We start from the raw sequence: 13,613 nt of genomic DNA on the forward strand, positions 1-13,613 counted from the left end.
TATGTTTCCTTGTACATTTGATTTCATTTTATATTATGCTAGGACTTAAACTACCAACAGACCCAAGATGGGTTAATATTGTAGAAAAAAATATTGACGAAATACTTACTGACCATGCTTATTGTGAGCAAAAAGCAGCAAGTACAGCTATTTCCTTAATAGTTTCTTTTCCAGAATTTACAGAACTTACGCAAGAAATGATTGCTCTTTCTAGAGAAGAAATGGGACATTTTAAAATGGTTCATGACCGTATAATTGCCCGTGGAAAAACATTGGGCAGAGACCGTAAAGATCACTATGTTATTGCGTTACTTAAGTTTTTTCCAAAAGGAGGAAGCAGAACTACACAATTAGTACACAGGTTATTATATGCTGCACTTATTGAAGCTAGAAGTTGTGAACGTTTTAGACTACTATCAGAACAATTAGAAGATAAAGAACTTGCAGAATTTTACCATAAACTAATGGTAAGCGAAGCTAGTCACTACACTATGTTCTTACAATTTGCAAGGCAATATGGAGACACTGAAGAAGTAAATAAAAAATGGCAAGATTTATTAACCTATGAGGCACAAATCATGAAAAACCTAAGTAAAAAAGAAACGATTCACGGTTAGGTTACATCTTTATTTTTAGAATAATAAAGTGTTTTTATTATTCCGTCTGAAAGTCCAATTTTGGGAACATATATTTTTTTAGAAGCACTCCATTTTGCAGCAGAAAGAAAAATACGTGTTGCTGGTATAATAACATCTGCACGATCTGGATTTAAACCAAGCTCAGAAACACGATCATCATAACTTAAACTATCTAAAAACTTATATTGTGCATTAAGCCATATATAAGAAAGTGCTTGACCTTCTTTTCTGCCAGACATTTTATGCAACTTATTAATGTTTCCTCCAGAACCAATAATAGAAAGCTTTTCTAAGCCAGCTGTATTAGATTCTATCCATTTTTTAAGATTATCCCAAACTTCTTGCTTTACCATATCATTTAACAAACGTACAGTACCCAATTTAAATGATTTGGATATCTTTATTTTTCCGTTAGTGAATATGGTAAATTCTGTACTACCACCACCAACATCTATATATAGGTAAGACTGATCCTCCTTAATTAAGTTTTTTAAATCTGTAGAGGAAATAATTGCAGCTTCTTCTTTTCCGTTAATTAAATCTATAGCAACGCCAGCTTCTTTTTTTATTCTTTCAATAATATCCGCGCCATTGCTTGCCTCTCTCATTGCAGATGTAGCACAAGCTCTATAATCTTCTACTCCTGCAACCTCCATTAAAAGTTTAAAGGCTTTCATAGATTTAAGCATCCTATTTTCATTTTTCTCGGATATTTCCCCTTTTGTAAATGAGTCTTCTCCTAAACGAACAGGAACACGCACTAAAGCACTTTTTCTAAACTGTGTTTTTTTTCCTTCTTCTTCTATTACGTTATGTGTTAATAAACGTATTGCATTAGAGCCTATATCTATCGCTGCAAATTTTCTAACCTTCAAATCCCTGCCTTTTTATTGCAAATTTAATTTATTTAAATAATAGTCATAGCTTACAAACTGGGATCTACTTGCCTCTTCCCCTTCTTTTCTATAGGCATTATCTTGCTTGTCTGAAAAAACTCTAGCTTTAACGTTATCATTCCAACAAATATCAAACGTATCTAAAATTTCTTTTTTAATATCTTCATCATAGATTGGGCACCCTACCTCTACTCTATTATCTAGGTTTCTTGTCATCCAATCTGCAGAGGATATATACACTTTAGAATCTCCATCATTACCAAAAATAAAAACTCTAGAATGTTCTAAAAATTTATCTACAACACTAATTGCTTCTATATTTTCGCTCATTCCTTTTACTCCAGGAATTAAACAACATATTCCTCTAATTATTAACTGTATTTTTACCCCAGCATTACTAGCTTCATATAATTTATCTATCATTTTATAGGATGTAAAGCTATTCATCTTAATTTTTATAAAAGCCTCTTTACCTTCGTTAGCATTTTGGATTTCCTTTTCAATGAATTTAATAAATGTACTTTTTGTATAATGTGGAGAAACAATTAAATGCTTGTATTTATTAATTTTATAGGTAGTCTCAAAAAAGTCAAAAACTTTATTTAATTCCTTTAAAATTGCATCATGTGCCGTAAACAGTATAAAATCTGTATAAATTTTAGCGGTAGACTCGTTAAAATTACCAGTACTAACAAAGCCATATCTTTTTAATCCATTTTCTTCCTCTCGCTCTACTAAACATATTTTACTATGCACTTTTAATCCTGGAACTCCAAAAATTAATTTAACACCTTCTGCCTGTAATTGCTCTGCGTATTCAATATTTGCTTGCTCATCAAAACGTGCTTGTAATTCTATTTGTACAGTAACTTGCTTACCATTTTTAACTGCATTTACAAGGCAAGCTGCTACTTGCGAATCGTTTGCTAGTCTATAAACTGTAATTTTTATAGACTTAACGTTTGGATCTAAAGCTGCTTCTCTTAAAAACTTAATTACGTAAGAAAAGGTATGGTATGGCGTGTATAACAAATAATCCTTTTTTGCTATAGATTCTATAATACTACCTTCTGTATTTAACCCTTTAACTGGCAAAGGTTTTATTTTATCATATAACAAATCTTGTCTTCCCAAACTTGGAAAACCCATATAATCTCTACGGTTGTGGTAACGACCACCTGGAATAACACTATCTGTATCTTCCACTTCCATTTTTTCTTTTAAATAAGACAAGGTATCTGCTCTTATACTTTTATCATACACAAAACGTACCGGATCGCTAACTTTTCTATGTTCTACACTAGAAGATATTTTTTCAATGAAACTCTTACTTAAATCGTTATCAATATCTAATTCTGCGTCTCTGGTAATTTTAATCATATGCGCAGAAATAGACTCATAATCGAACATCGTAAATATACTACCTAGACAGTATCTTATTAAATCATCTAGGATTATAATATAGTCTTTATCTCCCTCTTTAGGAAGCACTATAAAACGATCTATTCCTTTAGGTATTTCTATTAAAGCAAACCTTTTTAGCTTTTTGCCTTTTTCTTCTTTTAAAAGTATTCTTACAGCCAAATATGCTGCTGTATCTTTTAGGGTAGGAAACTTGTTTACATCACTTAAAATAATAGTCATAAGTTGCGGGCCTACCTTTTGTAAAAAATAATTTTTAGCAAACTCTTTTTGACTATCGTTAAGTTCCGTTTCTTTTATTATAAAAATGTTTTGTCCCTCTAGTTCTTCTTCTACCTTTTTTAAAATTCCTAAACTTTTTGTTTGCTGATAAATTACGATTTTAGTAATCTCTTCTAAAAGGTCTTTAGCTTTCTCCCCTCCTAAAACACTTTTTCCATTTTTACCAGCCTCTACAATACGTTTTACGGTAGCATACCTAACTTTAAAAAATTCATCTAAGTTATTAGAAAAGATTCCCAAAAAACGCATACGCTCTATTAAAGGGACATTCGTATCTGCACTTTCTTGTAAGACCCTTTCATTAAATAACAACCAACTTATTTCTCTATTTATGTATTGATTCTTATTTTTTATCATACTCTTAATTGTTTTGGAAAAATAATTTGTTTTGTTACTCCTTTAGTAATAGAAGACCACTTATCTTCATTAAATTGTAATTGCACCAAACCACTAGTCGGAACGTTTTCAATATAGTTATTTCCTAAAGAATTAGCAATATGTGTAAACGCATAATTATGTCCAAATATTACTATTGTATTTAAACTATTATCTATTGTTTTTACAAAAGAAAGTACACTTTCTCCAGAAAAATCATACAACTCATTGGCTATCTGAAAATTAGAAAAACTGAAATCTAGTTTTCTACAAAAAATCATGCTGGTATGCAGCGCCCTATTGGCGGGGCTAGAAAACATATAGTCAATATTAAATTGTTGTTTTCTTAACACCTCTGCTACCAAAAAAGCATCGTTAATTCCTCTTTCTTTAAGCGGCCGATCCTTATCCTTTACATTATACTCCCAAGAAGATTTACCATGACGAACTAAAATTAAATTTTTCATACACAACTTAAGGTGCTAAACGTTCCACTTTCCAATTAAAATCTTCTTGCATTTCAAAACGTATCCTATCATGCAGTCTATTAGGTCTTCCTTGCCAAAACTCTATAGATACTGGCTTTACAATATAACCTCCCCAGTGCTCTGGGCGCTTTATCTCTTTATTTTGATATTCCTCTTCTAATTCTTTTAATTTATTTTCCAAAACTTCTCTAGAAGCAATAACACTACTTTGATTAGACACTATTGCTCCTAGTTTACTACCATCTGGTCTAGATTCAAAATACCCATCAGATAAGTTTTCTGCTATTTTTTCTGCTCTTCCTTTTACAATTACTTGACGCTCAAGGTTTGGCCAAAAGAAAGACAAACACACATTAGGATTAGCACTAATTGCTTTCCCCTTTTCACTAGTGTAATTGGTGTAAAATATAAAACCTTCGAAAGTATATTTTTTTAAAAGCACTACTCGGTTTTTTGGATAACCATCTAAACCAATTGTAGAAATAGTCATTGCATTAGCCTCATCTACTCCTTTAGATGCTTCCACTTCATAAAACCACTTCTGAAAAACCTCCATTGGGTTATCTGAAATAGCTTTCTCTACAAGTTCACTTTTCTCGTAGGATTTTCTATAATTACTTAAGTCTTTTTGCATTATTTTCTAGTCTATTTACAAGATACACAAAGATCTGCAAAAGATAGGACAAAGAAAAAATTGAAAGGGTATTTATTAAAATTCAAAGACTTTTCCGTCTTCTGCTAACTGCACATTAGCAAAAATTTCTTTCGCCTCTGTTTTAAATACTTCTATTGATTTATATCTGGTAGAATAATGACCTAAAACCAGAGTACCAACTTCTGCATCTTTTGCAATAATTGCCGCTTCTTTTGCTGTAGAATGCTTTGTTTTAACCGCTAAATCTTCTTGTGTATGTAAAAAGGTAGACTCATGGTACAGAGCTGTAGTATTTTTAATAATAGGAACTATATCTGGCTTATAGGCCGTATCACTACAAAAGGCATAACTTTTAGGAGCATCCGGATCAAAAGTTAATTCTGAATTTGGAATAGACGCTCCGGAATCTAAAATAATATCTTTTCCGTTTTTTATTTTTTGATAATAAACTTTATCAATCTTATACTTTTGTGCGGCTTCTATATTTAGCTTTCTTTGCCCTTCTTTTTCCTTAAATAAAAAACCATTTGTATATACCCTATGACTTAAAGGGATTGTTTCTACTGTAACTTTATCATCCTCATACACCATGACAGATTCTTTAGCAGTAATCTCATGAAAATATAAATTATAATTAGTCCAAGAATCCCCTAACTTAAGAAGTAAAGTAATTGCTTCTTTTATTCCTTTAGGACCATGAATGTGTAATTCTTTATCGCGACCTAATAATCTAAATGTAGAAACCAAACCTGGCAAACCAAAAAAATGATCCCCATGTAAATGCGAAATAAAAATATGATTTATTCTAGAAAATTTAATTTTATGCTTTCTAAGTTGCACTTGAGTTCCCTCACCACAATCTATTAAAAACATATGATTTTTAATCTCTAATAATTGCGCTGTGGGGTTTGTTAGTGTTCTTGGTGTAGCGGCATAACAACCTAGTATGGTTAGTTTTATCATTAATTAAAAATCAAGGTCTCTTTCTATCTCTTCCATTTCTATAATATCTTTTGCTTCCTGAATGGTAGGAACTACGCAAAGCTCTTCTGGAACATCGTCATAAGAAACCTTATTCGTAACTAATACAAACGATTTTTTGGAAGTTCTATGATTATTAGATAATTGCAAAAACTCCAATATATCATTTGCCGTAATTGCGTCGAACGAAAAAAGATTTACTATAATATTATCCTTATTAATTTTAGAATATTCTTTAGTGAGATTTTCCAAGAAAACTTTAAGTTCTATATTTTCTTGAAAAGCTATAGTAGTATTTCCTTCTTTAGTAAAAATCATGATTATTTAATTTTTGCTGCTAATAAATAAATTACCGCCATACGTATTGCCACTCCATTTTCTACCTGATTAAGAATAATAGATTGCTTAGAGTCTGCAACATCACTTGTAATTTCCACACCACGGTTTATGGGTCCTGGATGCATAATTACAATCTCCTTATCTAAGCTATTTAAAAGCGCTTTATTCACACCAAATTGTTGGGTATACTCTCTTGTTGTAGGAAAGTAACTAATATCTAGTCTCTCATTTTGTATGCGCAGCATATTTGCTACATCACACCAATTTAAAGCTTTTCTTAAATTAGTCTCCACCTCTACACCTAAAGACTCTATATGTTTTGGTATTAATGTTTTAGGACCACAAACTTTAACATTAGCTCCAAGCAATTTTAATGCAAATATATTAGACAATGCAACTCTTGAGTGTAAAATATCGCCAACAATAACCACATTTTTCCCTGCAACATCTCCAAATTTTTCTCTAATAGAAAAACTATCTAATAAGGCTTGTGTTGGATGTTCATGTGCCCCATCTCCTGCGTTAATTATTGCAGCATTTACATGTCTTGACAAGAAAATCCCTGCTCCAGGATTTGGGTGGCGCATAACAACCATATCTACTTTCATAGATAAAATATTATTCACCGTATCTATTAGCGTTTCCCCTTTTTTAACAGAAGATTGTCCTGCAGAAAAATTAATAACATCTGCAGAGAGTCTTTTCTCTGCCAACTCAAAAGAAAGTTTTGTCCTTGTACTGTTCTCAAAAAAGATATTTGCAATGTTTATATCTCTTAAAGAAGGAACTTTTTTAATAGACCTATTAATTACTTCTTTAAAATGATCAGCAGTTTCAAAAATGAGTTGTATATCTTGTTCTTTTAGATATTTTATTCCCAGTAAGTGGTTTACACTTAATTCGCTCATTTCTTATTTATTTATTAAATATATAACATCTTTACCATCATTCTCTTCCCACATTACTTGTACCTTTTCATCATTAATAGCATCTACCTGCCTTCCTCTATAATTAGGTTGTATTGGTAAATGTCTACTAAACCTACGATCTATTAAGGTTAGTAGCTCCACCTCTGAAGGTCTTCCAAAACTCTGTATTGCAGTTAACGCCGCTCTTATACTTCTTCCGGTATACAATACATCATCTATTAAAACTACTTTCTTATCTTCTACTAAAAAGTCTATCTTGGTTTTTGTAGCTTCTAATGTTTTATCTCCTCTTCTAAAATCATCTCTATAGAAAGTAATATCTAGATAACCTAATTGTATCTCTTTAACTCCATACTCTTCCCTAAGTATTTTAGTTAATCTATCTGCCAAGAATTTACCTCTAGGCTGTATTCCTATTAGAACCGTATTTTTAAAATCTAAATGACTTTCGAGAAGCTGGCATGCTAATCGATGAAGAATAATATTTATTTCTTTTGAGGAAAGTAGAACTTTTTTACTCATGCATTAGGTTCTATACACTTTTTGAAATACAAAAATAGGGAATTATCGTTAAAGTAAAAGAAATTAAACTCTTGCTTTACTAAAATTTAAAAACAAAAAAAGCCCAAACATGAGTTTGAGCTTTTTGATCCTACTAAGTAGAATAAGATTATTAAGAATGTTGCAATTACGCTTTACCTTCCATTTTATCTTTTAACGCTTGTAATGCTTCATTAGCATCTCCTAAAGTAGGCTTAGCTTCATCTGCAGCAGCAGCTTGTCTCTTAACAGCAGCTTTTACATTACGTTTTTCTTCTTCTCTAAAGATTGCTGTATGACTTGCTACCACACGCTTAAAGTCTTTATTAAATTCAATGATTTTAAATTCTGCTTCGTCTCCTTTGCCTAATTTTTTACCATCTTCTTTTTCTAAATGACGTTGTGGTACAAAAGCAACAATATCTTCGTTAAATTCTATTGTAGCTCCTTTATCTACTACATCTGCAATAGTTGCTGTATGTACAGTATCTAACGCAAACTCAGCTTCATATTTATCCCAAGGATTAGCAGTAGTTTGTTTGTGTCCTAAACTTAATTTACGACCTTCAACATCTAATTCTAATACTTCCACTTCTAATTTATCTCCTACAGATACAAATTCTGATGGGTGCTTAATTTTCTTAGTCCAAGATAAATCAGAGATATAAATAAGACCATCAATACCTTCTTCTAGCTCAACAAAAACACCAAAGTTTGTAAAGTTTCTTACAATACCATTGTGTTTAGAACCAACTGGGTATTTAGAAGTAATATCTGTCCAAGGGTCTGGCGTTAATTGCTTAATACCAAGAGACATCTTACGATCATCTCTATCTAGAGTTAAAACAACTGCTTCTACCTCATCTCCTACTTTTACGAAATCTTGTGCAGAACGTAAGTGTGTAGACCATGACATTTCAGAAACGTGAATTAATCCTTCAACACCTTCTACAACCTCGATAAATGCACCGTAATCTGCAATTACAACTACCTTACCTTTTACTTTATCTCCAATCTTAATTTCATCAGATAAAGCTTCCCAAGGATGCTTCTCTAATTGCTTAAGACCTAATTGTATTCTAGATTTGTTTTCATCAAAGTCTAAAATTACAACGTTTAATTTCTGATCTAACTCAACAACCTCGTTTGGATGATTAATTCTACTCCAAGAAAGATCTGTAATGTGTACTAAACCATCTACACCACCAAGATCAATAAACACACCGTAAGAAGTAATGTTTTTAACCACACCTTCTAATACTTGTCCTTTTTCTAATTGACCAATGATTTCTTTTTTCTGTTCTTCAATATCAGCCTCAATAAGAGCTTTATGAGAAACAACAACGTTTTTAAATTCATGGTTTATTTTCACCACCTTGAATTCCATTGTTTTATTTACATACTGATCGTAATCACGAATTGGCTTAACGTCAATTTGAGAACCTGGTAAGAATGCTTCAATTCCGAAAACATCTACAATCATACCTCCTTTAGTTCTACACTTAACAAAACCACTAACGATTTCTTCTTTATCATGTGCAGCATTAACTCTATCCCAAGCCATGATTGTTCTTGCCTTTCTATGAGAAAGAACTAACTGACCACTTTTGTCTTCACGGATATCGATTAATACCTCTACCTTGTCACCTACTTTTAAATCTGGATTGTATCTAAATTCATTTAAAGAGATAACACCTTCTGATTTAGCGTTAATATCAATAATTGCTTCACGATCCGTAAGGTAAACTACTGTTCCTTCTACTACCTCTTCATCTGCAGTATCAACGAAGTTTTCAGAAACAAGTTTTTCAAACTCTTCTAATTTAGAGTCTTCTACTTTTTCTATTCCTTGTTCGTACTTTTCCCAGTTAAAATTTTCTAAAAATTCTGCAGGGTCTTGTACAGGTGCTACCACCTTTGTTTCTTGTGTTTCTACAGTTTCTTCTGCAGCAACGTTTGCTTTTTCTTCAGCCATTTGAAGATTTAAATTTGTATTCTGCAATTTTACAAGAGTTAAACAATTATCACAGAAGTTGTTATGTTTATTTTTATTTAATACCTTTTCCTCTTGATTCTTCGTAAAAAAGGTGTGCAAAAATAGTCTTTATTTATCATTTTACCAACCTTTTTACTTCCTTCAAAATAATTAATATAGAATTAAGCTTTTTTTTAGGATTATTTGCTCATTTTATTAGTATATTGAGCTATAAATATTAACCGTTTTAAAAAATTATTATGAGCGTTAAAGCAAAATACCAAGGAGTTTTAAATCTAGGTGAGCAATTAGGAATAAAAAATGGAGATGTATCTGAAGAAGGTGGCATCTTAAAGATAAAAGGGGAAGCTAATACTCCTTACGAAAAAAACTTATTATGGGATAAAATTAAAGAATTAGGTGGTGAAGGTGCTAGCGATATTAAAGCTAACATTACAGTTTCAGATAGCTCTGTTTATCACAGACACACTGTTAAAGGCGGCGAGTCTTTAAGCAAAATTGCAAAGCACTATTATGGCGATGCTATGAAATACAAAGAAATTTTTGCTGCTAACACTGGTATTTTAAAGAACCCAGATGTTATTCATCCAGATCAGGAATTAGTTATTCCTAACTTATAAAGAAAACTAACTCCTCGGGGCAAGCTCACGAGGCATTAGAAGGAAAATTAGCATTGATTTCGACGCAAGCGTCGGAGCATTCAAATCTCGATTATCGAGTAAATTTACTTTTATAAAAAAGGACGCTACTAAGCGTCCTTTTTCTTTTTCTCTATTATACGTAATGCAAAGTTATACATCCTATCAAATTGCTCATCTAGTCCCATATCACTATTATCAAAAGGCACAGCATCTTCTGCTTGTCTTAGCGGAGAAAACTCTCTATGAGAATCTATATAATCTCTACTTTCTACATTTTTTAAAACTTCTTCATAAGTAACCTTCTCCCCTTTATCTAACAATTCTTTATAACGCCTATAGGCTCTTTTATCTGCAGAAGCTGTCATAAAAATCTTTAGCTCTGCATCTGGAAAAACTACAGTACCAATATCACGACCATCCATAACAATTCCTTTGTTTTTACCCATCTCTTTTTGCTGCTCTACAAGCATTTCTCTAACCTCTTGTATTTCTGCAACTCTACTAACATTTTTAGACACCTCAAGAGTTCGAATCTCCTTTTCAACGTTTTCATCATTTAAATACATTTCTGAATAACCCAAAGCTTCATTATATCCAAAATGTAACTTAACCTTAAACAAACTATCACAAAGCAGAGAAATAGAATCTTTAGAACCACCAACAAAACCATTACGCATAGCATACAAAGTAACCGCTCTATACATAGCACCGGTATCTACATACACATATTCCAAAGCTTTAGCTAATTGTTTAGCTATAGTACTTTTCCCGGTAGATGAATACCCATCTATTGCTATGGTAATTTTTGTCATTCTATGGATTAAACCTTATAATTTTTTAGCGTTTTTTACCTTAGTCTTTGTAAGCGCTAAATCTATAACTTCATGCATATCTGTTACATAATGGAAAGTTAAACCTTTTAAATAGCTTTCTTTAATTTCTAAGATATCTTTTCTGTTCGATTCACAGAGTATAATCTCTTTAATACGTGCTCTTTTAGCTGCTAGTATTTTTTCTTTTATGCCTCCTACTGGCAACACTTTTCCTCTTAAAGTTATTTCCCCCGTCATTGCCAAACTCTTTTTTACTTTACGTTGCGTAAACAAAGAAACCAAAGAGGTTAACATGGTTATACCTGCGCTTGGTCCATCTTTTGGTGTAGCTCCTTCTGGAACATGAATATGCACATTATATTTATCAAACACATCAGTCTCTATTCCAAAAATATCTGCATTAGATTTAATATATTCCATAGCAATTGTGGCAGACTCTTTCATAACCTTACCTAGATTACCTGTAATATTTAATGCACCTTTACCTTTAGAGAGGATAGATTCTATAAACAAAATATCACCACCAACACTAGTCCATGCTAAACCTGTAACTACACCAGCAACATCATTATTTTCATACTTATCTCTTTCTAGTCTTGGCACACCCAATACTTCCTCTACATCATCATTACTAATTTTAATATTATATTCCTCTTCTGTAGCAATAGATTTTGCTGCATAACGAACCATTTTTGCTACTTGCTTTTCTAAAGAACGTACACCAGATTCACGAGTATACCCTTCTACAATTTTTTCTAGTTGTGGCTTTCCTATTTTTAAGTGCTTGTCAGACAAACCGTGTTCCTTTAGTTGCTTTGGCAGCAAATGCTTTTTAGCTATTTCTACCTTCTCTTCTATAGTATAACCCGTAACATTAATAATTTCCATTCTGTCTCTTAATGCAGGCTGAATAGAACCTATGTTGTTAGCTGTAGCAATGAACATGACTTTAGAAAGATCATATCCCATTTCTAAAAAATTATCATAGAACTCACTATTTTGCTCTGGATCTAATACTTCTAACATTGCAGAAGAAGGATCCCCTTGATGACTGTTAGATAATTTATCTATTTCATCTAAAATAAACACAGGATTAGAAGTCCCTGCTTTTTTTAAACTTTGAATAATTCTACCAGGCATTGCTCCAATATAAGTTTTTCTATGCCCTCTTATCTCCGCTTCATCACGCAAACCACCTAAAGAGATTCTAACATATTCTCTACCTAAAGCCTCTGCCACAGACTTTCCTAAAGATGTTTTACCAACACCCGGAGGTCCATAAAGACAAAGAATAGGAGATTTCATATCATTTCTTAGCTTTAAAACAGCTAGATATTCAATAATTCTTTTCTTAACATCTTCTAACCCGTAATGATCACGGTCTAATATTTTTTGCGCACGCTTTAAATCGAACTTATCTTTAGAAAATTCCTCCCAGGGTAAGTCTAAAAACAAGTCTAAGTAATTTCTTTGAATAGAATATTCCGCTACTTGCGGATTCATACGTTGCATTTTAGCCAACTCTTTATCAAAATGCTCCCCTACTTTTTTATTCCATTTTTTGGTTTTTGCCTTTTCACGCATTACCTGAATTTCTTCATCATAAGAAACACCACCTAATTCTTCTTGGATGGTTTTCATTTGTTGATGCAGAAAATATTCACGTTGTTGCTTATCTAAGTCATTACGAACCTTAGATTGAATATCATTTTTTAACTCCAACTTCTGGAGTTCTACATTCATATATTTTAAAGTAGCTAATGCTCTTTCTTTTAAATTACCTATTTCTAATAACTCTTGCTTTGCTTTTACTTCTAAATTTAAATTAGAAGAAACAAAATTGATTAAAAAAGAATCGCTTTGAATGTTTTTAATAGCAAAAGAAGCTTCGCTTGGAATATTAGGGTTATCTCTAATAATCTTAAGTGCTAAATCTTTTATAGATTCAATAATAGCAGCAAACTCCGAACTTTCTTGATCCCCTCTTTCCTCTTTTGTTTCTCTTACTGTTGCTGTTAAATAAGGTTCTTTAGTAAGCACTTCTGCTATTTCAAATCTTTTTTTACCTTGAATAATTACCGTAGTATTACCATCTGGCATTTTTAACACTCTTAAAATTCTTGCTACAGTACCCAATGTATTAATATCTTCAATATCTGGATTCTCGGTTTCTTCATCCTTCTGAGAAACAACACCAATAACTTTAGAACCGTTATTTGCATCTTTTATTAACTGAATAGACTTATCTCTGCCTGCTGTAATTGGCACTACTACCCCCGGAAACAATACAGTATTACGCAGAGGCAATATTGGCAAGGTTTCTGGCAAGTCTTCACTGTTCATTTTCTCTTCATCTTCTGGTGTTAATAAAGGTATTAACTCAGAATCCTCATCAATACTATGCAAAGACATATTGTCAAAATTTGAAAATTTAGAATCTCCCATATACTTATTTCGGTCATTCTGTCACTTAAATAACAGAATCCTTTTTTATCTAATTATTAAATTAATTTGTAAAGTCCTGTTTTAGTTAACTTTACTATCCTCATCACATTCTATAATATATATAAAAACAATTGTTATGCCAATTAAGGGCAA

Annotated in this window: 13 protein-coding genes; 2 read left to right on the forward strand and 11 right to left on the reverse strand. The window is 32.0% G+C overall.

The features are described from left to right. Positions 1 to 35: 35 nt before the first annotated feature. The gene (locus Q0820_RS08985) at positions 36 to 617 is read left to right on the forward strand and encodes a tRNA-(ms[2]io[6]A)-hydroxylase (protein ID WP_298487108.1); all 582 of its coding nucleotides are present in this window, start codon (positions 36 to 38) and stop codon (positions 615 to 617) included. Here Q0820_RS08985 and Q0820_RS08990 read toward each other — a convergent pair. From Q0820_RS08990 to rpsA, 9 genes are all read right to left on the reverse strand, one after another. Further along, positions 614 to 1,513, reverse strand: coding sequence for an exopolyphosphatase (locus Q0820_RS08990; protein ID WP_298487110.1), 900 nt, complete (start codon positions 1,511 to 1,513; stop codon positions 614 to 616). The two genes, Q0820_RS08985 and Q0820_RS08990, sit on opposite strands and share 4 nt — an antisense overlap. Positions 1,514 to 1,525: 12 nt before the next feature. Then, positions 1,526 to 3,595 (reverse strand): polyphosphate kinase 1, encoded by a 2,070-nt coding sequence (ppk1, locus tag Q0820_RS08995; protein WP_298487112.1) that lies wholly within the window; start codon positions 3,593 to 3,595, stop codon positions 1,526 to 1,528. Then, on the reverse strand, positions 3,592 to 4,080 hold the full coding sequence (locus Q0820_RS09000) for a histidine phosphatase family protein (protein WP_298487114.1): 489 nt from the start codon (positions 4,078 to 4,080) through the stop codon (positions 3,592 to 3,594). The genes ppk1 and Q0820_RS09000 overlap by 4 nt, the downstream gene beginning before the upstream one ends. Positions 4,081 to 4,087: 7 nt before the next feature. Beyond that, entirely contained in the window at positions 4,088 to 4,735 is a 648-nt protein-coding gene (gene pdxH / locus Q0820_RS09005; protein WP_298487116.1) for a pyridoxamine 5'-phosphate oxidase, read from the reverse strand. A gap of 75 nt (positions 4,736 to 4,810) precedes the next feature. Next, on the reverse strand, positions 4,811 to 5,716 hold the full coding sequence (locus tag Q0820_RS09010; protein ID WP_298487292.1) for a ribonuclease Z: 906 nt from the start codon (positions 5,714 to 5,716) through the stop codon (positions 4,811 to 4,813). 6 nt (positions 5,717 to 5,722) lie between these two features. Beyond that, positions 5,723 to 6,055: a ribonuclease Z gene (locus tag Q0820_RS09015; protein WP_298487118.1), complete on the reverse strand. Its 333-nt coding sequence runs from the start codon at positions 6,053 to 6,055 to the stop codon at positions 5,723 to 5,725. Positions 6,056 to 6,057: 2 nt separating this feature from the next. Next, entirely contained in the window at positions 6,058 to 6,984 is a 927-nt protein-coding gene (locus Q0820_RS09020; protein WP_298487120.1) for an aspartate carbamoyltransferase catalytic subunit, read from the reverse strand. A 3-nt stretch (positions 6,985 to 6,987) separates the two neighbouring features. Further along, the gene (gene pyrR / locus Q0820_RS09025; RefSeq protein WP_298487121.1) at positions 6,988 to 7,527 is read right to left on the reverse strand and encodes a bifunctional pyr operon transcriptional regulator/uracil phosphoribosyltransferase PyrR; all 540 of its coding nucleotides are present in this window, start codon (positions 7,525 to 7,527) and stop codon (positions 6,988 to 6,990) included. A gap of 166 nt (positions 7,528 to 7,693) precedes the next feature. Beyond that, on the reverse strand, positions 7,694 to 9,520 hold the full coding sequence (gene rpsA / locus Q0820_RS09030; RefSeq protein WP_298487123.1) for a 30S ribosomal protein S1: 1,827 nt from the start codon (positions 9,518 to 9,520) through the stop codon (positions 7,694 to 7,696). A 260-nt stretch (positions 9,521 to 9,780) separates the two neighbouring features. On the opposite strand from rpsA, the gene Q0820_RS09035 reads away from it, so the two are divergent. Further along, on the forward strand, positions 9,781 to 10,161 hold the full coding sequence (locus Q0820_RS09035; RefSeq protein WP_298487125.1) for a LysM peptidoglycan-binding domain-containing protein: 381 nt from the start codon (positions 9,781 to 9,783) through the stop codon (positions 10,159 to 10,161). A gap of 128 nt (positions 10,162 to 10,289) precedes the next feature. On the opposite strand, the gene cmk is transcribed toward Q0820_RS09035, so the two are convergent. Both cmk and lon read right to left on the reverse strand, forming a co-directional pair. After that, positions 10,290 to 10,994, reverse strand: a complete 705-nt coding sequence (gene cmk, locus Q0820_RS09040) for a (d)CMP kinase (RefSeq protein WP_298487127.1) — start codon at positions 10,992 to 10,994, stop codon at positions 10,290 to 10,292. Positions 10,995 to 11,009: 15 nt separating this feature from the next. Then, the gene (gene lon / locus Q0820_RS09045; protein ID WP_298487129.1) at positions 11,010 to 13,460 is read right to left on the reverse strand and encodes an endopeptidase La; all 2,451 of its coding nucleotides are present in this window, start codon (positions 13,458 to 13,460) and stop codon (positions 11,010 to 11,012) included. Positions 13,461 to 13,613: the final 153 nt, after the last annotated feature.

The organism is uncultured Maribacter sp. (genome assembly GCF_947495965.1).
Taxonomy (GTDB): Bacteria; Bacteroidota; Bacteroidia; order Flavobacteriales; family Flavobacteriaceae; genus Maribacter_B.